Annotated in this window: 15 protein-coding genes and 1 pseudogene; 8 read left to right on the forward strand and 8 right to left on the reverse strand. The window is 65.7% G+C overall.

Going from position 1 to position 19,478, the window contains the following annotated elements:
• Window positions 1-20 precede the first annotated feature (20 nt).
• Genes QRQ56_RS23955 through QRQ56_RS23965 form a run of 3 tightly spaced genes read left to right on the forward strand, consistent with a single transcriptional unit; the run spans window position 21 to window position 2,801 of the window.
• On the forward strand, window positions 21-794 hold the full coding sequence (locus tag QRQ56_RS23955; RefSeq protein WP_438743431.1) for an ABC transporter permease: 774 nt from the start codon (window positions 21-23) through the stop codon (window positions 792-794).
• Window positions 791-1,576 carry an ABC transporter ATP-binding protein gene (locus QRQ56_RS23960; protein WP_438743432.1) on the forward strand — a complete coding sequence of 262 codons (786 nt, stop codon included), beginning with the start codon at window positions 791-793 and terminating at the stop codon, window positions 1,574-1,576. Before QRQ56_RS23955 ends, QRQ56_RS23960 begins: the two co-directional genes overlap by 4 nt.
• Entirely contained in the window at window positions 1,569-2,801 is a 1,233-nt protein-coding gene (locus tag QRQ56_RS23965) for a Zn-dependent hydrolase (RefSeq protein ID WP_438743433.1), read from the forward strand. Before QRQ56_RS23960 ends, QRQ56_RS23965 begins: the two co-directional genes overlap by 8 nt.
• Here QRQ56_RS23965 and bamA read toward each other — a convergent pair.
• Window positions 2,798-5,311, reverse strand: a complete 2,514-nt coding sequence (bamA, locus tag QRQ56_RS23970) for an outer membrane protein assembly factor BamA (RefSeq protein ID WP_438743434.1) — start codon at window positions 5,309-5,311, stop codon at window positions 2,798-2,800. The genes QRQ56_RS23965 and bamA overlap by 4 nt on opposite strands.
• A gap of 1,375 nt (window positions 5,312-6,686) precedes the next feature.
• Here bamA and QRQ56_RS23975 point away from each other — a divergent pair.
• Both QRQ56_RS23975 and QRQ56_RS23980 read left to right on the forward strand, forming a co-directional pair.
• Complete coding sequence (locus tag QRQ56_RS23975) at window positions 6,687-7,841, forward strand: MFS transporter (RefSeq protein ID WP_438743435.1); 1,155 nt, start codon at window positions 6,687-6,689, stop codon at window positions 7,839-7,841.
• A 158-nt stretch (window positions 7,842-7,999) separates the two neighbouring features.
• Entirely contained in the window at window positions 8,000-10,840 is a 2,841-nt protein-coding gene (locus QRQ56_RS23980) for an ATP-binding protein (RefSeq protein ID WP_438743437.1), read from the forward strand.
• Window positions 10,841-10,858: 18 nt separating this feature from the next.
• Here the strand turns inward: QRQ56_RS23980 and msrA are convergent, their stop codons facing one another.
• Window positions 10,859-11,374, reverse strand: a complete 516-nt coding sequence (msrA, locus tag QRQ56_RS23985; RefSeq protein WP_438743438.1) for a peptide-methionine (S)-S-oxide reductase MsrA — start codon at window positions 11,372-11,374, stop codon at window positions 10,859-10,861.
• Window positions 11,375-11,741: 367 nt separating this feature from the next.
• Between msrA and QRQ56_RS23990 the strand changes: the two genes are divergently transcribed.
• On the forward strand, window positions 11,742-12,449 hold the full coding sequence (locus QRQ56_RS23990; RefSeq protein ID WP_438743440.1) for a hypothetical protein: 708 nt from the start codon (window positions 11,742-11,744) through the stop codon (window positions 12,447-12,449).
• A 313-nt stretch (window positions 12,450-12,762) separates the two neighbouring features.
• A pseudogene (locus tag QRQ56_RS23995) lies at window positions 12,763-13,269 on the forward strand (helix-turn-helix domain-containing protein); the annotation flags it as partial.
• On the opposite strand, the gene QRQ56_RS24000 reads toward QRQ56_RS23995, so the two are convergent.
• The 3 genes from QRQ56_RS24000 to QRQ56_RS24010 all read right to left on the reverse strand — a co-directional run bounded on the left by QRQ56_RS24000 (window position 13,197) and on the right by QRQ56_RS24010 (window position 16,280).
• Window positions 13,197-15,518, reverse strand: coding sequence for a molybdopterin guanine dinucleotide-containing S/N-oxide reductase (locus QRQ56_RS24000; RefSeq protein WP_438743442.1), 2,322 nt, complete (start codon window positions 15,516-15,518; stop codon window positions 13,197-13,199). The pseudogene QRQ56_RS23995 and the gene QRQ56_RS24000 sit on opposite strands and share 73 nt — an antisense overlap.
• A 258-nt stretch (window positions 15,519-15,776) precedes the next feature.
• A complete protein-coding gene (locus QRQ56_RS24005) occupies window positions 15,777-15,959 on the reverse strand; it encodes a hypothetical protein (protein WP_438743757.1) in 183 nt (60 codons plus the stop codon).
• Between the two features lie 126 nt (window positions 15,960-16,085).
• Window positions 16,086-16,280, reverse strand: a complete 195-nt coding sequence (locus tag QRQ56_RS24010; RefSeq protein WP_438743443.1) for a hypothetical protein — start codon at window positions 16,278-16,280, stop codon at window positions 16,086-16,088.
• A gap of 86 nt (window positions 16,281-16,366) precedes the next feature.
• Here QRQ56_RS24010 and QRQ56_RS24015 point away from each other — a divergent pair, with 86 nt between their 5' ends.
• Window positions 16,367-16,882: a YciE/YciF ferroxidase family protein gene (locus QRQ56_RS24015; protein WP_438743445.1), complete on the forward strand. Its 516-nt coding sequence runs from the start codon at window positions 16,367-16,369 to the stop codon at window positions 16,880-16,882.
• A gap of 62 nt (window positions 16,883-16,944) precedes the next feature.
• Here the strand turns inward: QRQ56_RS24015 and ubiV are convergent, their stop codons facing one another.
• The 3 genes from ubiV to ubiT are packed head-to-tail and all read right to left on the reverse strand — an operon-like array spanning window position 16,945 to window position 19,429.
• On the reverse strand, window positions 16,945-17,880 hold the full coding sequence (gene ubiV, locus QRQ56_RS24020; protein WP_438743447.1) for a ubiquinone anaerobic biosynthesis protein UbiV: 936 nt from the start codon (window positions 17,878-17,880) through the stop codon (window positions 16,945-16,947).
• 26 nt (window positions 17,881-17,906) lie between these two features.
• The gene (ubiU, locus tag QRQ56_RS24025) at window positions 17,907-18,884 is read right to left on the reverse strand and encodes a ubiquinone anaerobic biosynthesis protein UbiU (RefSeq protein WP_438743736.1); all 978 of its coding nucleotides are present in this window, start codon (window positions 18,882-18,884) and stop codon (window positions 17,907-17,909) included.
• On the reverse strand, window positions 18,884-19,429 hold the full coding sequence (gene ubiT / locus QRQ56_RS24030; RefSeq protein WP_438743449.1) for a ubiquinone anaerobic biosynthesis accessory factor UbiT: 546 nt from the start codon (window positions 19,427-19,429) through the stop codon (window positions 18,884-18,886). The genes ubiU and ubiT overlap by 1 nt, the downstream gene beginning before the upstream one ends.
• Window positions 19,430-19,478: the final 49 nt, after the last annotated feature.

Here is a 19,478-nt window from a genome sequence, read left to right on the forward strand (position 1 = left end):
ACTGCCCGGATAGACCGTCGATGCGTCCCCTTGACCCTGTTACATCGAAGCAGCGTGTTGCTTACGGCCTCGCGTTCTTCGTCGTGTTCGTTGCCCTGTGGTCGTGGGCGACCTTCGGCGGCCATGTGTCCAAAGTGTTCCTCGCCAACCCGCTGACCATGGTGCAGGAAGGTTATGACCTGCTGGCGAAGCAAGGTTTTGCATACGACATCGGCATGACGATCTGGCGCGTCATCGGCGGCTTCGTGCTCGCCGCAATCATCGCGGTGCCACTCGGGCTGCTGATGGGCGCCTACAAGCCTGTCGAAGCCTTCCTCGAACCCTTCGTGTCCTTTGCGCGCTATCTGCCCGCCTCCGCCTTCATTCCGCTTCTGATCCTGTGGGCCGGCATCGGCGAATTGCAGAAGCTGCTCGTCATCTTCATCGGCTCCGTATTCCAGATCATTCTGATGATCGCCGTCACCGTCGGCGCCACGCGCCGCGATCTGGTCGAGGCGGCCTATACGCTGGGCGCTGGCGACCGCGGCATCATCCGCCGCGTGCTGCTGCCCTCCTCCGCACCCGAAATCGCCGAGATCCTGCGGCTGGTGCTGGGCTGGGCCTGGACCTATGTCATCGTCGCCGAGCTGATCGGCTCGTCCTCCGGCATCGGTCACATGATCACCGACAGCCAGGCGCTGCTCAACACCGGCCAGATCATCTTCGGCATCATCGTGATCGGGCTGATCGGCTTGCTCTCGGACTTCCTGTTTAAGGCGTTCAACGCCTGGCTGTTTCCCTGGAGGCTCGCATGACGATCCTCAGGGTCGAGCAGGTCTCGCGCACCTTCCCCGCGCGCCATGGCAACGCGCCGACCAGGGCGCTGGAGCCGACCGACCTCGTCATCGGCAACAACGACTTCGTCACCATCCTCGGCCCCTCCGGCTGCGGCAAGTCCACGCTGCTCCGCATCGTCGCCGGCCTCGATCGTCCGACCAGCGGCCGCGTCACGCTCGACGGGCGCGAGGTCACCGGCCCCGGCGCCGATCGCGGCATGGTGTTCCAGTCCTACACGCTGTTCCCCTGGCTCACCGTGCGCGAGAATATCGCCTTCGGCCTGCGCGAACGCGGCGTGTCCGAGGCGGAGCGCAACAAGGTCGCCGACGCCTTCATCCGCCAGGTTGGACTTGCCGGATTCGAAAACCACTGGCCCAAGCAGCTCTCCGGCGGCATGCAGCAGCGCACGGCGATCGCCCGCGCGCTTGCCAACGATCCAAAAATCCTGCTGCTCGACGAGCCGTTCGGTGCGCTCGACAACCAGACCCGCGCCCTGATGCAGGAGATGCTGCTCGGCATCTGGGAGCGCGACCAGAAGACCGTGCTGTTCGTCACCCACGACATCGAGGAAGCGATCTTCCTCGGCAGCCGTGTCATCGTCATGAGCGCGCGCCCCGGCCGCATCAAGGCCGAGATTACCGTGGACCTGCCGCATCCGCGTTCCTACAAGATCAAGACCACGCCGGAATTCGTCCAGCTCAAGGAACGGCTGGTCGAGGAAATCCGCACCGAGGCGCTGAAGGTTGCCGAACATGCCTGACACCAAGCCGCGCGCCGACGGCGTCCGCGTCCTCGCCGATCTCAACGCGTTGCGCGCCATCGGCACCTACAAGACCGGCGTGCACAAGCCGACCTTTTCCGAGCCGCACAAGCAATCGCTGGACTGGCTGGTGCGGAAGCTGCCCGACGCCGGCCTCGCCGCCGCAATTGACGGAATCGGCAACGTGTTCGGCACGAGCACCAAGGCCGGACCGAAGCTGCTGGCGGGCTCGCACCTCGAGAGCCAGAACTATGCCGGCTGGCTCGACGGTCCGCTCGGCGTGGTCTACGCGCTCGAGGCCGCGCGCGTGCTCAATGCCGATCCCTCGCTCAAGGGCGCGGTCGAAGTCGCAGCGTGGTGCGACGAAGAGGGTCATTTCGGCAGCTTCCTCGGCTCGCGCTCCTATGTCGGTCAGGTGACCGAAGCCGAGATCGACGCCGCGCGCGACCGCACCAGCGGCCGCACCATGCGCGATGCTCTCGCTGAGATGGGGCTCGCCGGCCGCCCGCGCATCGGCGTCGAGCCGGGCCGCCACGTCGGATATCTTGAGGCGCATATCGAGCAGGGCGACACGCTCGAAAGCGGCAAGCTCGCGATCGGCGTCGTCACCTCCATCGTCGGCATCTGGCAATACCGCATCAATTTCACGGGTGAGCAGAATCACGCCGGCACCACGCGCATGGCGGTGCGCAAGGATGCCGGGCTGGCGCTCGCCAAATTCTGTGTCGCCATCGACGAACGTTTCCCGGAGGCCTGCGGCCCCCGCACGGTCTGGACCACCGGCCGCATCACCCTCGATCCGGGCGCGCCGAGCATCATCCCCGGCGGCGCCGAGATGCTGTTCCAGATCCGCGACGACAACCCGGCCGTGATCGCGCGGCTCGAGGAACTGCTGCGGACCTTGGCGACCGAGGCGAACGCGAAGGGGCCTTGCACCGTCACCGTCGAGAAGATCCGCACCGGCGCGCCTGCCATGATGAACGCGGGCATTCAGAACGCGATCGAAGCGGCGAGCAAGGTGCTTGCGGATGGACGCTCCCTCCGCATGCCCAGCGGCGCCGGCCACGATGCGCAGATGCTGGCGACCGTGATGCCGGCCGGCATGCTGTTCGTGCCGTCGATCGGCGGCATCAGCCATCACTGGACCGAGAACACCGCCGACGCCGATATCGTCACCGGCGCGGAGGTGTACGTCGATGCGTGCCGTCGCATCCTCGGGGGTTAGAACGACGTTCCTCCGCCAAACCTGAACTCCTGGACGACGTCGTATTTGCCCTTCGTGATCGGCACGGCGTAGTCAAAGCGCAGCGGCCCGAACGGCGAGGCCCAGATCAGGCCGACGCCGACCGACGATCGCACCGTGTTGCCGTCGTCATATTGCAATCCGCAGGTCGGGCAGGCCTTGGTGTTGACCTCGCCCGTGGCCGACCATGAGGTCGGCCCCTGATAGCCCCAGAGCGAGCCGGCATCGGCGTAGACCGCGCCCTTCAACCCGACTTCCTTGGGCAGGAACCAGAACGGCATCTGCAGCTCCATCGACGCGCCCCAATATTTGGTGCCGCCGAGCGCGTCGCCGTTGGAGCCGTAATTGTAGTAGGTGATGTCGCGCGGACCGATCCCGTTCGAGGCGAAGCCGCGCACCAGGTTCGGGCCCATCTGGAAGTGATCCAGCATGCGCAGATCCTGGTTGCCGAGCTTGCTGAGCACGCCGCCCTGGAGATGGATCACGCTGATGATGTCGGAGACGAGCGGCGTGTAGTATTTGGCGTCCATCGCGGTCTTCAGGTAGGTGACATCGCCGCCGACGCCGGCAAAGTCCTGCTTGAAGTCGACCAGCAATCCGTCCGTCGGGTTCTTGGTGTTGTCGAGCGTGTTGTAGCTCAGCGTGTAGCCCAGCGCCGAGGTCCAGGTCGCGCCGTTGGCCAATTCCTTGCGCACCGGCAGGCTCGACTCGCCGTCGCCGTAGCAGCCATAGCCATAGACGCCCGAACTCGTGGAATTGGTCGGGTCGACACCGCCGAGGACGTTCTGGATGTAGGACGGCGTCGGATTGAAGGCCAGCGAGGTATTGGACGCGTTGTTGTTGCAATTGTTGTAGGCGCTGGCGAGCGTGATGCTCTGCTGATACAGCGAATAGCGGAGCTGGAGCGAGAGGTCTTCCCGCAGGGCAAGACCGATGCGCGGGGAGAAGCCCAGCGTCGTCACGCCGTAGCTCGTATAGCTGTTCGACAATTGCTGGCGCCAATAGGTGTCGAAGCCGAGCGCCATGCGATAGTCGAGCAGGTAAGGCTCGACGAAGGACAGCGATATGCCGCGTGAATATTGGCCGTAGCTGACCGACGCCTTGGCGTAGAGTCCCTTGCCGAGCAGATTGCGCTCGGAGATCGAGACTTCGGCCAGCGCTCCGTCGGTGGTGGAGTAGCCGCCGGAGATCGAGAAGTCGCCGGTCGATTTCTCCTCCATCTCGACGACCAGGATGACGCGGTCGCTGGAGGAGCCCGGCTCGGTCGTGATCTTCACGCTCTTGAAGTAGTCGAGGTTCTTCAGCCGCCGCTCGGCGCGGTCGACCAGCGCGCGGTTGTAGGCATCGCCTTCCGCGAGGTCGAATTCGCGCCGGATCACGTAGTCGCGCGTACGGGTGTTGCCGCGCAGGGTGATGCGCTCGATATAGGTTCGCGGGCCTTCGTCGATGTTGAACACGATCGAAACGGTGTGCGCCTCGAAATTGCGATCGCCGCCGGGACGAACCACGGCGAAGGTATAGCCACGACGCGAAGCCTCGATCTGCATCTCCTCGGTCGACTTCTCGACCGATTCGACGTTGTAGAGCGAGCCGGCACTGACACGCGAATAGGTACGAAGCGTGCCCGTATCGAAATTGGCAATGCTGGAGCGGAATTCGACGGAGCCGACGCGATATTGCGCGCCTTCCTCGATCTTGAAGGTGACCAGAAAGCCCTTCTTCTCCGGATCGTATTCGGTGAGCGCGGCAACGACCTGGACGTCGGCGAAACCGTTCTTGAGATAGAAGCGGCGGATCAGGTCGCGATCGGCCTCGACGCGATCGGGATCGTAGATGTCGCCGCTGGCGAGGAAGCTCAGCAGGTTCGATTCGCGGGTCTTGATGACGTCCCTGAGACGGTAGGACGAGAACGCATTGTTGCCGACGAACTCGATCGACTTGACGCCAGTCTTGGCGCCCTCCTCCACCGTGAAGATGAGGTCGACGCGGTTGTTCGGCTGCTCGATGATCTCAGGGGTAACGCGGACGTCGTAGCGGCCGGAGCGCCGGTAGATCTCCGCGATGCGGAGCGTGTCGGATTGCACCAGCGCGCGCGAGAACGTCCCGCGCGCCTTGGACTGGATCTCCGCCGAGAGCTGCTCGTCCTTGATCTTCTTGTTGCCCTCGAAGGCGATACGGCCGATGACGGCATTCTCGACCACCGACACCACGACGCGGCCGCCGGAGCGGTTGATCTTCACGTCCTGAAACAGACCTGTCGCGATCAGCGCCTTGAGGCCGTCATCGATCGCGCCTTGATCGAGCCGCCCGCCGGGACCTGGCCTGAAATAGGACCGGACCGTCTCGGCCTCCACCCGGCGATTGCCTTCGACGACGATCATCTCCATCGCCTGCGCTGCCGCCGGCTGCGGCAGCAGTGCCAGCGGAAGCGAACCTGCAATCGATACGGCACTCATCGCCACAGCGATCAGCCAGGTTCGCAAAAACGACATTCCACACCTCGAGCAGCACTTCTCATGCTCTGAAACGGGAATGCTGTGGCGACGATGTGGCTTTGGGATTTCTGGATTGTTTCTGCTCGTTGAATTTCGTGCAAGGCTGGTGGGGTGGGCCCGCGTGTCCCGGACAAGCCGCAACGCGCAAGCGTTGTGGCGCAGAGCCGGGACCCAGCGCGGCACGGAAGGTCGCGGAGAGATGGGCCCCGGCTCTGCAGCGCACCGCACCGGACGATGCTGCGCATCGCCGGGGGCGCTGCGCTGCGTCCGGGGCACGGGAGCGGTGGGTGTGAGCACAGGCTCTCTCCACGTCATTGCGAGCGCAGCGAAGCAATCCAGAGTCTTTCCGCGGAGGGATTCTGGATTGCTTCGTCGCTTCGCTCCTCGCAATGACGGTGGGTGAGATGACGGGGTGCTTCCCCCGGTAACGCTGTCATTCCCCGCGAAGGCGGGGAATCCAGTACGCCGTGGCTTCTCGGTTCAATCACTGCGGCCTCTGGAATACTGGATCGCCCGGTCAAGCCGGGCGATGACACCGAATGTGGGTGATAGATATGGCTTCGCATTCTCGCGGCTTGTTCGCCCGAGCTTTGCTTGATCTCATCGCCCCCAAATCCAGGAGGGCGCAGGGAAGACCGGGTGCCGACTACGCACCCGCGGTCCGCTGCGCGAAATGCACACGCAGAGAGAACCGCACAGCAGCATACAGGTGGTGCCGATCACTCGGCCTTCCCTGCGCGGTGGTCGGACGGCTTATGCCGTGATCTCCCGGGAGCCGAACTTTCCTTTGGCCTCCCTCACCGTTCGAATTGAATGATGCCGTCCACCCGGTCGGGCTCGCGCACATCTTCGAACGGCTTGACCGTGGCAACGACGGTCAGGACCACACGGTTTTGCCGTACGCGTCAGCGTCGCTCGTCTGCACGCGGGTTCGGGCTCACAGGGACACCCCGCCCTGCCCGCCCCATCTCGTGCCGACGCTGCCGCGTCCACCGCAAGCCCGGCTCGCGATCAAGACGACCTCGAGATCGCCCCTCCTGGTGAGCCCGGGATTGGCGAGTGATACGCCGAAACCGAATTTCGGTAAAGTGGAATATTTTTAAGGCAGCCGGTTGACGGAGCGCGACCACAGGCCGGGTCCGTAGCCCGGGTGAGCGAAGCGATACCCGGGATTTAGTGCGACAGGCACAAAGGCCCCGGATATCGCTCCGCTCATCCGGGCTACAACCGGCCGATCCGCAGGTTCCAACGATCGAATGCACACCGACCGGAGCCCTCTGCAGCCGCGACATGTCATGCGCGCCGCAGACATAAAGTCGCGACAATCGTCGGGCTTGTCGATTGTCCTGCCTCTGCGTCTTCCGGAGTTCCCATGTCTTCTGCCGACCGGCCCGCAACACGTCTTGCGACGCGGCTTGCCTTCCTCGTCGCTGGCTTCGGCATCGCGTGCTGGGCGCCGTTGGTGCCGTTCGCGAAGGCGCGGCTCGGCGTCGACGATGGCGTGCTCGGACTGCTGCTGCTCAGCCTCGGCATCGGCTCGGTCGTCGCGATGCTGGCGACCGGGATCATCAGTGCGCGCTATGGCAGCAGGCCGATCATCATTGCCGGCGGGTTCGGCCTGGCGCTGGTCCTGCCGCTGCTCGCGGTCGCAAGCACCCCCGCGACGCTGGCGCTGGTGCTCTTCGCATTCGGCGCCGCGCTCGGCTCGATCGACGTTGCCATGAACATCCACGCCGTCGAGGTCGAGCGCGCGGCGGGAATCCCGCTGATGTCCGGCTTCCACGCGCTGTTCAGTATCGGCGGCTTCGCCGGATCCGCGCTGATGACGGCGCTGCTGTCGCTGCAATTCGGCCCGCTCGCCTGCACGCTGATCTGCTCGATCCTGATGCTGATCGCGATGGTCGTGACCTCGCCGCGCCTGCTACGCTCCGTGCAGGTGCAGGACGGCCCGCTGTTCGTAGTGCCGCACGGCTCGGTGCTGCTGCTCGCATTGCTCGGCGCCATCACCTTCCTGGTCGAGGGCGCGATGCTCGATTGGGGCGCGCTGCTCGTGATCGGCGCAGGCCTCGTCACCGAAGCACAGGGCGGCATCGGCTACATCGTGTTCTCGATCGCGATGACGATCGGGCGGCTCGGCGGCGACGCGGTGGTGGCGCGCATCGGCGACCGCGCGACATTGCTCTGGGGCAGCCTCATCGCAATCACAGGTTTCGTGGTGCTGCTCATGGCGCCCGTGGCGGCGGTCGCCATCGCCGGATTCCTGCTGATCGGGCTCGGCGCGTCCAACCTCGTGCCGGTGCTCTTCCGCCGGGCGGCTCGGCAAACGGTGATGCCGACGGGGCTCGCGGTCGCGGCGATCACCACCGCCGGCTATGCCGGGATCCTGGTCGGCCCCGCCGGCGTCGGCTTCGTTGCACGTCTTGGCGGATTGCCGATGGCATTCTGGCTGCTGGCTGCGCTGATGGGCCTCGTCACGCTGTCGGCGCGCATCGTCACGGCGGATGCGCAACGAACGAGAGCGGCCTAACCCCTTCCGTTTTAAGCATGATTCAGGCAGCCCGAGGCTGACCCCAGCCATCCGCGCAGGTCTGTCAGCCATGCTGCTTTCGGCCAGTTTACTGGACGCCTCGTTCTGCTAGACCACAACAAGATACCTTTTGACTCCCGTTGCGGGGGCAATGGCACGTGCCAGCTGATAATCAACAAGACCCAGTCGTTTCATTCGGACCCTTTCGGCTGTTTCCAAAGTCCCGGCTTCTTGAGAAGGAGGGAGAGCCGCTGCATGTCGGCGGCCGCGCGCTTGATATCCTCATCCTGCTGGCCGAGCGTCCCGGGGAGGTCATCGACAAGAGAGAGCTGGTCAAGCGCATCTGGGCCGACGTGAATGTCGACGAGGGTAGCCTGCGCTTCCATGTCGCAGCGTTGCGCAAGGTGCTCGGCGACACCGGCAAGTCCGCCCGCTATGTCCTCAACGTGCCGGGCCGAGGCTATTGCTTCGTCGCTTCGTCCACCCAGGCCAGCTCGCCGGTTGCGCCGGCCCCGGCCGAAATCACCCTTCCTCGCTCGCTGCCGGCTCCGCTCGCGAAGATGATCGGCCGCGAGGAGATGATCGAGAAGATCTCGAACGGCGTGACGCTCCATCGCTTCACGACCGTCGTCGGCCCCGGCGGCATCGGCAAGACCGTCGTCGCCGTCACGGTCGGGCATCGCCGCTCGGCGGATTTCGGCGGGCGCGTCTATTTCGTCGATTTCGGCCCGTTGCGCGATGCCGGCCATGTCACGACCACCATCGCCTCCGTCCTCGGACTGACCGTCAGCTCGGAGGATCCGACGCCGGCCATCCTGACATTCCTGAAGACCGGACCGGCCCTGCTGATCTTCGACGGGTGCGAGCACGTGCTGGACACGCTGGCTCCGCTGGTCGAGCACATCGTTCGCGAAGCGCCGCAGCTGCGCGTTCTCGCGACCAGCCGCGAATCGTTCCGGAGCGAAGGCGAGCGGATCTTCCGCCTCTTCCCGCTGGATTGCCCGCCCGAGCGCGAGGGCCTCGAAGTCGCCGAGGTGCTCGCCTATCCCGCCGCGCAGCTCTTCGTCGAACGTATCGCGCAGAGCTCCGGGCCGTTCCAGCTCAGCGCCGAAGACGCGCCGCTCGTCGCGAGCATCTGCCGGCGTCTCGACGGCATTGCGCTCGCCATCGAGCTCGCGGCGGGGCGTGTCAATGCGTATGGCATCGCCGGCACAGCCTCCCTGCTCGACAACCGCTTCTCGCTGCAATGGCGGGGACGACGCACGGCCGTGCCGCGCCACCAGACACTCGCTGCCGCCCTCGACTGGAGTTACGACCTGCTGCCCCCGGCGGAAAGCGCGACATTGCGGCGATTGTCGGTGTTCGCCGGCCCCTTCGCACCGGAGGCGGCCGCCGCGGTCGCATCCGGCGACGGCCTCAGCGCCGCGGAGACGCTGGAGGCGATCGACAGCCTGGTCGCCAAATCGCTGATCTCGCCATCCGGCTCGCCGACGCTGCGCTATCGCCTGCTCGACACCACGCGCACCTACGCGCTCGGCAAGCTGAACGAGCTCGGCGAAGTCAGGCAGTTCGCGCAGCGCCATGCCGAGCATTTTCGCGACTTCTTCGAGCGCGCGGGCGCCGACGGCGCGACGCCGCTGCCAGACTGGCTGAACGTCTATGCCGGGGAGCTGGACAATGTGCGCGCCGCGCTGGATTGGGCCTTCGCGGGCGAAGGCGACGCGGGCCTCGGCATCGCGCTGACGGCGACCGCGGTCACGCTGTGGGTGCGGCTTTCGCTGTTCGCCGAATGCCGCGAGCGCTGCAAGACGGCCCTGGCGGCGCTCGGGGACGGCGGCGACGACCGCATCCGCATGCAGCTGATGTCGGCGCTCGGCTGGTCGCTGATGTATGGCGAAGGCCGCGCACGCGAGGCACGCCCGATCCTCGAGACCACCCTCGCGCTGGCCGACAAGCTCGACGACAAGGATTTCCGGCTGCGTGCGCTGTGGGGCCTGTGCATCGACCAGTTCAACAACGGGCAGTTCGGCAAGGCCCGTGCGCTCGCCGACCGCTTTGCGAGCGCGGCGGCGAGTTCATCCGACCACACCGATCTGATGCTGGGCGACCGCCTGACGGCCGTCGCGCTGCATTATCTCGGCGACCAGAACGAGGCGCGGCAACGGATCGACCGGGTGAACGCTTCGCTGCATGTGCTGGTGGAGAAGCCGAAGATCTTCCCGCTCGATCTCAGGATATCGACGCAATATTTCCGCGCCCGCATCCTGTGGCTCCAGGGATTTTCCGATCAGGCTCGCGCGCTCGCTGCCAACAACATCGAGGAAGGCCGTGCCAACGGCCATGCGCTGACATTTTGCAGCGTGCTGGGGCAGGCCGCCTGCCCGATCGCATTCTGGGCCGGCGATTTCGAAGCCGCCGAGCGCCACGGCACCGAGCTGCTCGAACATGCCGAGCGCCACGCCATCCGGCTGTGGGGCCTGTGGGCGCGGGCCTTCAACGCCGCCGTCGTGGCGCGGCGCGGCGACATCGCGACGGGCCTGCCACTGCTGCGCGAAGAGCTCAATCGCGCCGGCGATGCGCGCTTCCTGCCGCGCTTCCTTCCCCTGCTCGGCGAGCTCGCCGCATGCTTGCTGGAGGCTGGACAGATCGACCGCGGCCTCGACGTGATCGAGGATGTCCTGGCCCGTTGCAACGACCGGCAGGAGCTCTGGTATCTGCCCGAGCTGATCCGCATCAAGGGGGAATTGATGCTCAAAAGCCCGCGGCATTCTGCAGACGCCGAGACGCGCTTTCACGAGGCGGTCGACATTGCCGTCCAGCAGGGCGCGCGCATCTGGGAGCTGCGCTGCACGACCAGCCTCGCACGAGTCATGCTCGGCGCAGGCAGAGGCGCGGAAGCCCGCGCCGCGCTCGACAAGGCCTGCGGCGCGTTTGCCGAGGGCCCTGATATCGCCGACATGCGCATGGCCCGCGAACTGATGATGCAAGCGCGCGCCTGATGGCCGGTACGACCGGATCTAGCCTCCCACGGCCGCCGCGCGGCGTGGCAGCTTCCAGTCGGGCCGGATGAAGTGGCAGGTGTAGCCGTCCGGATAACGCTCGAGATAGTCCTGGTGCTCGGGCTCGGCCTCCCAGAACTCGGCCGCGGGCGCCAGCTCGGTCACCACCTTGCCCGGCCACAGGCGTGAGGCCTCGACGTCGGCGATGGTGTCTTCGGCGGTCTTCTTCTGCTCGTCGCTCGTATAGAAGATCGCCGAGCGATAGCTGGTGCCGAGATCATTGCCCTGGCGGTTGAGCGTGGTGGGATCGTGAATCTGGAAGAAGAACTCCAGCATGGTCCGAAAGCTGGTCTTCGCCGGGTCGAACATGATCTCGATCGCCTCGGCATGGCCCTCGTGGTTGCGATAGGTCGCGTTCTTCACCTTGCCGCCGGTGTACCCGACCCGCGTGGAGATCACGCCCGGTTGCTTGCGGATCAGGTCCTGCATGCCCCAGAAGCAGCCTCCGGCCAAAACTGCGCGCTCCGTCGTCATATGTTGGCTCCCGATTGATCACGCGGCCCGCTTGCCTGCCCTTGACGCTTGCCATCACAGGGCGGGAGCCTGGCATTCCCTTCAGGCATTGATGTCCGTTCGCCGTCAAAGCCTAGAGGACCCCAGTGTTCCCGATCCCGCGGGGATCGGCAACGTGCACGGCCGGCAGCGCGATCAATTTTGCGTCGAGCACGCCCGCTTCATCGAGCCTTCCGGGTCTGCACATGGTCCTTGCCCTGCCCTGAATTGGAAGCATCTTCAACGAGATACCGCCATGTGCCCGGCTCGCAAATCCTAACAAATTCTAACACGCCAAGCCGCCTGCGCCCCGCCATGGTGGCGGCATGCATGGTGGACATGGCGGGACATGGCGCTACTTGACGATGTGATCGATGCCAGCGGCGGAATGGCGCGCTGGAACAGCCTGAGCCGGTTCACGCTCCATTTGTCCATCGGCGGAACGCTGTTCGCCAACGCCGGACACGCCCGGGAATTCAAGGACGTGACCGCGGAGGGCTCGACCCGGACGCAATCACTCCGCTTCACCGGCATCACCGGAGGCGAACGCTCCGGCTCCTTTCACCCCGACGCGATCACCATCGAGAAGCTGGATGGCGAGGTCCTGCAGAGCTGGAGCAATCCCGGCCCCGCCTTTGCCGACATTGGCCAGCCCGAGCTTGCGGACGAATTGCAGCTCGTCTTCTTCTGCGGTGTCGCGATCTGGAGTTGCCTGACGATTCCATTTCTGCTCGCACACCCCGAGGTCGTGACCGAGGAGCTGTCGCCCCATCAGGAGGGCGCCGAGATCTGGCGCCGGCTGCGGGCGCAATTCCCCGACCAATTGATCACGCTCGCCTCGGAGCAGATCTTCTATTTCGACCAGAGCGGCCTGCAGCGGCGCACGGATCACGAGCTGTTCGGCATGAAGGTCGCGCACGCCTCCTGGGCGCATGACAGTTTCGGCGGGATCGTGGTGCCGACGCTTCGGCGCATTCAGACCGTGCAGGCGGATGGAACCGTGATCGCCAAGCCCGTGCTGATGGACGTCGAGATTTTCGACGCCGTGTTCGAGTGACGTCTTGCGAAAGTCGACGTTGAATCGAATTTGCAGGATTCGATCGACACTCCTGCGGCGGGCTGTCGCACGCGCCGCACAAAATCTAACAGATCCTCATCACCCCTAACGGGAGTCCTGGCCGGCTCACGTCTATGCTTCGAGCATGGAAGGCGTTGGTTTGCGCGAGGCCGGGCGTCGCAAACAGCAGCAAAGCCAGGAAGGAACGAGCATGTCGAATAATCTGCAGGCGGCGCATGCCGAAGGCCCGGCCGGCGCGCGGGATCTCAGGATTCTTCGCCTCGTGCCGGTGATCGACCGGGACAGCCAAGACGCTGCGGCGGAGCCGCCGCGCGTCAGGGTCAACGCCTTGCCGAAATGGCGGCTGCGGCGCGTCGAGCACTACATCGCCGATCATTTCGGCCGCCGCATCAGCCTGTCCGAACTCGCCAATGTCGCGGGCCTCTCCAGGATGCATTTCGCAGCCCAGTTCCGCACCGCGACCGGCTACCGCCCGCGCGAATATCTGCTCCATCACCGGACCGAGCATGCCAAGCGGCTGCTCGCGACCACCGAGCGGCCCCTGGCGGAGATCGCGCTGGCCGTCGGCTTCAGCACGCAGGCGCATTTTTCGACCGTCTTCAAACGCATCAGCGGCGAGTCTCCGGCGCGCTGGCGCCTCGCCAGCAAGGGCGAGCCGCCCGCGGCCGAGTTGCCGCAGCGTCGCCCGTCGCTGGAGAGGACCTGGATCGCCGGCGCTGCTGTGCCTTACGCCGGATCGAATGCGCGGATCGGCGGCAGGTTGCCGGTGAACTTCTCCACCTCGACCGTGGTCAGCTGACCGGTGCAGCCCTGCGCCAGCGACGAGGTGCCGAGGTCGCGGGTGAGCACGTTGGGATTGCCGTGCACGCAGAGCGGCGCCTCGTCCTCGGGGTCCATCGGATCGTACCAGGCCCCGGTCGGAAGCTGCACCACGCCGGCGGCGATGCCGTCGGTGACGTGAACCGCGGCAAGGCAGGCACCGCGCGCGTTGAACAGGCGGATGATGTCGCCGTCCTTGATGCCGCGCGAATCCGCGTCGACCGGGTTCATGCGGGCGACTTCGCGGCCGCGATGTTTCGCTGCCAGCGAATGCCCGCCGAAATCGAGCTGGCTGTGCAGGCGCGTCACCGGCTGGTTGGCGACGAGGAAGCACGGCGCGCCGGGCTTGGGCATGTCGGACTTCTCCAGCCAGACCGGATGGCCCGGGCAATCGGCATCGCCGTGGGCCGCGATCTTCGCCGAGAAGATCTCGATGCGGCCGCTCGGCGTCGGCAGAGCGTGGTTGACGGGATCGTCGCGGAAGCGGCGCAGACGGCCGCCGTCATCGGGCTGCTGCGGCACGACCAGGCTGCCGCGCGCCCAGAATTCCTCGAAGCTCGGCGCCTCCAGACCGCGCTTCGCCAGCGAGGCGCGGGTCGGCTCGTAGAGATGCTCCAGCCATTGCCGCGACGTGCGTCCCTCCGTGAAGGGTTCGCGCGCGCCGAGACGCTCGGCCAGATCGGCAAAGATGTCGTAGTCGTCGCGCGCAAGACCGAACGGCTCGGCGACCTGATGCATGGCGACCATCAGGGGATCGTTGGTGGAATAGCCGATGTCCTCGCGCTCCAGCGTCATCGTGGCGGGCAGCACGATGTCGGCGTGGCGCGCCGTTGCGGTCCAGGCGAGCTCGTGCACGACGAAGGTGTCAGCTTTCGCAAACGCCTTGCGCAGGCGGTTGATGTCCTGGTGATGGTGGAACGGATTGCCGCCGGCCCAATAGACGAGACGAATGTCCGGATAGGTGCGCGTCTCGCCATTGTAGCGATAGCTGGTGCCGGGATTGAGCAGCATGTCGGCGATGCGCGCGACCGGGATGTAGTCGCGCACGCCGTTGCGGCCCTGCCCCAGAGTCGGCCCCGGCACGTCGTTGACGCGGCGGCCGTAATAGCCGATCGCACCCAGCGAATAGGCGTAGCCGCCGCCGGCAAGACCGATCTGGCCGAGGGCTGCCGCCAGCACCATGCCCATCCACACCGGCTGCTCGCCATGCTCGGCGCGCTGCAGCGAATGCGAGACGGTGATGAGCGCGCGCTTGCCGGCGACGCGGCGCGCCAGCTTGCGGATGGCGTTCGCATCGACGCCGGAGATCGCGGCGGCCCATTCGGCATGCTTGGGCTGTCCGTCGCTCTCGCCCATGAGATAGCGCAGGAAGACGGGCCAGCCTTCGGTGTAGCGATCGAGGAAGGCCTGGTCGTGCAGACCTTCGCTGACCAGCGTATGGACGATGCCGAGCATCAAGGCGGTGTCGGTGCCGGGCGTGCAGGTCATCCATTCCGCGCCGGCTTCGACCGGCAGATCCTCGCGCAGCGGGCTGACCAGGATGAATTCGCAGTCGCGCTTGCGCGCAGCATCCATGGCGCCGCGCTCGACATGCTTGCTGATGGAGCCGCCGGCCACCATGGAGTTCTTCAGCGCCATGCCGCCGAAGGCCAGCACGATCTCGGTGGTTTCGGCGATCTGCTCCCAGGTGACGTTGCGCTTGGTGATGTCCTCATAGCCGGCCAGGATCTGCGGCAGCAGCACCGAAGATGCGCCGGACGAGTAGGAGTTGACCGAGCGCACATAGCCGCCCAGCGCGATGTTGAGGAAGCGATGCACCTGGCTCTGGGCGTGATGGAAACGGCCCGCGCTCGACCAGCCATAGGAGCCGCCGAACACGGCGCCGGGGCCGCGCGTGTCGCGGATGCGGCCGAGCTCGTCGCCGAGCAGGTCGAGGGCCTGCTCCCAGCTCACGGGGATGAACTCGTCGCGCCCCCGGCGGTCGTCGGGGCCGGGTCCGCGCTCCAGCCAGCCGCGGCGAATCGCCGGCTGGGCGATGCGCGCCTGGTGACGGAGCGCGCCGGGGAAATTGTCGATGATGCCACTGGGATCGGGATCGCCCGCATAGGCCCGGACCTCGAGGCCGGTCGCACCCTGGCGCGCCGAAAACACGCCCCAATGCGAGGTGTGCGGCTTGAAACCGTCGGAAAGGTCCAGACCGGGGTCGGGGAAGCCAATCGTATCGTCCATCGTCTGATCCTTGTTCCGGCGGCGGCCTGCAATCGGGGTGGTACTATACCGATCAGGCCTGGACGTCGTCGAGATCAGCCTTGACGGAAACGCTGGGCTGCCCCGCAGGGCGGCCGTATCGCCGGGAGCGAAGGCCATTTCATTGATGCCGTAGACGTGAGCCCAGCGATCATCATCGCCTTTGCGGCCTATGTGATCACGCTGTGACGATGTGCGCTTCGATGGAGGCGCGGACCGCGCCCGCCAATGTGCGCGGCATCACTCGCCGGCGCAGCAATCCACCAGCAGATCCCAGATCCGCTGCGCCTCGCCTCTCTCGTATCTCTGCGGCACCTTCTCGGCACTGGTCTGACCGTAGCCGGCGATGGCGCGCGATGCCCGCGGAACGATCCACTGCTCCGAGATCGGGTCATACCATTTTCCGATGTTCATCCCAGTCACGGCGATCGGCTCTCAGCTATGATCAACGGTTGAGCGAGGCGGCTGCCGAACTTCATGCGAGTCATTCGGCGGCACGTCGTCCAGTTTACCAATCATGAGATCGCGGGATCGTTCCTCTTTTCCGCCTCATCCCGGCCGGGCCGGATGAAGCGTGCGCGGATGCCGCTGGTGCAGCAGGCGCGCGAGCTCCTCGCGCTCGGTCCCGCGTCCCTTCATGGCAGCCTCGAACAGCGCCTCCTGGATGTCGCGAGGCATGTCGCCCCACACGTCCATCGCGGCGCGGCCGAGCAGCCCCGCAAGATGATCCACACCATCGTTCATACGACTCTCCTGGTCTCGACACGGAATGGAACAGCTGCCGACGTCGAGCGTTCCAGAGCCATCATTGTGAAAAGGAGGCGTCTTTTATGGGATTCTTCACCAAGGACATCAAGACAATGGAAGACCTGCTGCTGCACGGGCTGCAGGACATCTACTACGCGGAGCAGCAGATCCTGAAGGCGCTGCCCGACATGATCGAGAAAGCGACCAACAGGGACCTCGCCGCCGGCCTCAACGCCCATCTGGACGAGACCAACAAGCAGGTCGAGCGGCTCGGCAAGGTGTTCGCCAAGCTCGGCAAGGAGCCCAGCGGCACGCAATGCCCGGCCATCGACGGCCTCATCAAGGAAGCCAATGCGACCGCCGGCGAGATCGAGGACAAAGCCGTGCTGGACGCCGCGATCGTCGCCAATGCGCAGGCCGTGGAGCACTACGAAATGGCGCGCTACGGCACGCTGATCGCCTGGGCCGAGCAGCTCGGCCACGACGACATCGTACGCTTCCTCACGACTAATCTGAACGAGGAGAAGGCGGCCAATACCAAGCTGAACACGGTGGCGCTGCGCAAGGGCGTCAACGCCAAAGCATCGAACGCCGCCTGATCGTAAGATAGGCTTGGCGCAAGGCATGGCGGCCCGGCCCACGGGCTGCCATGCCTATCGCGCTAGACAGCGCCGCTGTGCGGCTGAACGCCCAGGCCGTCTCCCGATCTCGCCTGGCGATAGATATGACCCGGCTCGGCCCACAAGAACCCGTTCGAGAACGGCGCGCCGGGATAGGTCGCCGCGAGGCGGCGATTGCCGCCATCGACATCGTCGCGACCGTCCAGCACGTCGCGAAAGATTTTTGCGATTTCGACCATGTCGCAGTCCTGCGGCGACAGGCGCAGCGAGCCGACCTTGCTCTCGCGCAGGATGCCGGCCTCCCCCAGCAGATTGGCGCAGGTGTGCGACAGGGTCTGCACGCCGTTGATGGTGAGGAAGTCCTGCTGCTCCAGCGTGTTCAGGAGCAGACCATCCGGATCCTTCTCGCAGACGAAGCGGCAATTGTCCTTGGCGAGCTTGCGAAGGCGCGCGTGATAGCAGCGGGCCGAGATGGCCAGCGGCACCCTGCCGAACGCGAACACCTCAGTCGTGACATCGGGTACAGCCTTTGCGATTGCCGCGACCGAGGCCAGCGGCAATTCCGGCGGCAGGCAGATTCGCTTCGCCCCATGCGCGGCGTGGAAGGCCGCGCTCGCTTCGTTGTAGATGTTGACGAAAGGCCCGATGGCGTGCGGCCGGCCTGCGAGCGCCCGGAGACAGGTCAGATCATTCACCTCGACCATCGCGCCTTCGACCGCAGCAAGCTCTGCGGTCTGGCGGCGCTCACGCCGCAGCGAGACCAGGATGAGCGAGCCCAGCAGCACCTCTTTGCCTGCGCTCTGCAGCCGTTCGACCACGGCCGGGATGTGATCCGCGAAGAACGGCGAGCGTTTCGAGCAGACGATCTCGCCGACGGAAACGACGTCGACCGGCGCTTCGTCGGCGATACGGAAATAGAAGTCGCGCCAGCGTTTCGGCGCCCAATTGTACAGAACTGGACCGAGGCTGAGTTGCATCGCTGGACCTCACATACTGAAAAAGACTAGCGCCAGGTCTTGCGATAGGCGCCGACCGTGGAGGCCTGCCCTTCGGTGAACGGCTTCAGGCTCGCGATGTCGGCCGCGCTGCCGCTCTCGAGCGCTGCGAGCGCATGGCGGAAATGGCGCACCACGCTTTCGACATAGGCACGGCCGCGCTGGCGGCCCTCGATCTTGAGCGCGGTCACGCCGGCATCGCGCATGCCTTTGAGCAGAGCCGTGGCATCCAGGCTGACGGGATCCTCGAAGATGTAGCCGGCGCCCTGCGCGGTCGAGAAGCGGCCCTTGCACAGCGTCGGATAGCCCGCAGGCTCGCTCACTCCGAACCGATTGATGGCAAAGCCGCCGAGACTGGACTTCGTTCCCTCGGCGGTCTGCTCGTAGGTCACGTGGCTCGGAGGCGAGCAGACACCCTGCATGTTCGGCGATTTGCCGGTCGCATAGGACGACAGCGAGCAGCGTCCCTCGGCCATCACGCAGAGGCCGCCGAACACGAAGACTTCGGTCTCGCAGGCCGACTCCCGGGTGATCTCGGCGATCTCGGGCACGCTGAGGACGCGCGGCAGCACGACGCGCTTGGCGCCGAAGGTTTCGGCGTAGAAGGCGATGGCATCGGGATTTGCGGCCGCGGCCTGAACCGAGACGTGCAGACGCTGGTTCGGATGGCGCCGCGCGGTGTAGTCCATCAAGCCAATGTCGGCGAGGATCAGCGCATCGGCGCCGGCACTCACCGCATCGTCCACCGCGCGATGCCAGATGTCCACGGCGGAGGCGCGCGGGAAGGTGTTGATGGCCACGAGCACTCTCGCGCCGCGCTCATGCGCCAGCGCGATGCTCTTGCGCATCTCGTCGCGGCTGAAATTCAGTCCCGGAAAATTGCGCGCATTGGTTTCGTCGTTGAAACCGCAATAGATCGCATCGGCACCGGCATCGATCGCGCTTCTGAGCGCCGCCGGTGTGCCGGCGGGACAGATCAATTCCATCATCTCGGCTGCTCGCCTTGTCCTGTTGAGCCGATCACGCGCCCCCGGGCGGCCTCGAAGATGCGCCGCGCCGGTGCGCCCAGCGGGCCGAACAGCGAGGATGCCTCGGCCGCGAGATCGAGCTGGGCGTCGTCGATCGCATTGCGCAGCGCCAGCACCGCCTCGACATCGCCCTCGATGACGAGCTCGCGCGAGAACATCAAGGCATCGCCATCGACCCTGCCTTCGAGCAGAGCCAACAGATTGGCAAACGAGGCCGAGATCCGCGCATCCACATCCGGCGGCAGGTCGCGCACGACGGACAGGCGCGGCGGCTTCGCCTCGACCACGAAGGCAAAGGGCAGATCGGTCGGCCTGATGCCGAACCGCGCGCGCGCGTGAGGTCCGAGCCGGTCGAATATTGCAGGATTGCGCCGGTAGATCCGCTGCAGCACACCGCCGAGAACGAGCTGCAACGGCAGCAGAGGCAGGGGACGCATGGCAAATGCGACGAGCGGCGGAATCGTCGGCAAAGGGCCGGGCGATGCGGCGGACGGATCAATCATGGCCCCACATCTGGACGGATTGCACGCCGCTGTATTTGAGCGGGAACAA

This window comes from Bradyrhizobium sp. U531 (assembly GCF_051710265.1).
In the GTDB taxonomy this organism is placed as follows: domain Bacteria; phylum Pseudomonadota; class Alphaproteobacteria; order Rhizobiales; family Xanthobacteraceae; genus Bradyrhizobium.

Coding starts and splice junctions, on each gene's coding strand:
- QRQ56_RS24015 (WP_438743445.1), top strand. CDS start 16,367: ATGGGATTCTTCACCAAGGACATCAAGACAATGGAAGACCTGCTGCTG.
- ubiU (WP_438743736.1), bottom strand. CDS start 18,884: ATGGAATTGATCTGTCCCGCCGGCACACCGGCGGCGCTCAGAAGCGCG.
- ubiT (WP_438743449.1), bottom strand. CDS start 19,429: ATGATTGATCCGTCCGCCGCATCGCCCGGCCCTTTGCCGACGATTCCG.
- QRQ56_RS23955 (WP_438743431.1), top strand. CDS start 21: ATGCGTCCCCTTGACCCTGTTACATCGAAGCAGCGTGTTGCTTACGGC.
- QRQ56_RS23960 (WP_438743432.1), top strand. CDS start 791: ATGACGATCCTCAGGGTCGAGCAGGTCTCGCGCACCTTCCCCGCGCGC.
- QRQ56_RS23975 (WP_438743435.1), top strand. CDS start 6,687: ATGTCTTCTGCCGACCGGCCCGCAACACGTCTTGCGACGCGGCTTGCC.
- QRQ56_RS24000 (WP_438743442.1), bottom strand. CDS start 15,518: ATGGACGATACGATTGGCTTCCCCGACCCCGGTCTGGACCTTTCCGAC.
- QRQ56_RS24010 (WP_438743443.1), bottom strand. CDS start 16,280: ATGAACGATGGTGTGGATCATCTTGCGGGGCTGCTCGGCCGCGCCGCG.
- bamA (WP_438743434.1), bottom strand. CDS start 5,311: ATGTCGTTTTTGCGAACCTGGCTGATCGCTGTGGCGATGAGTGCCGTA.
- msrA (WP_438743438.1), bottom strand. CDS start 11,374: ATGACGACGGAGCGCGCAGTTTTGGCCGGAGGCTGCTTCTGGGGCATG.
- QRQ56_RS23965 (WP_438743433.1), top strand. CDS start 1,569: ATGCCTGACACCAAGCCGCGCGCCGACGGCGTCCGCGTCCTCGCCGAT.
- QRQ56_RS23990 (WP_438743440.1), top strand. CDS start 11,742: ATGGCGCTACTTGACGATGTGATCGATGCCAGCGGCGGAATGGCGCGC.
- ubiV (WP_438743447.1), bottom strand. CDS start 17,880: ATGCAACTCAGCCTCGGTCCAGTTCTGTACAATTGGGCGCCGAAACGC.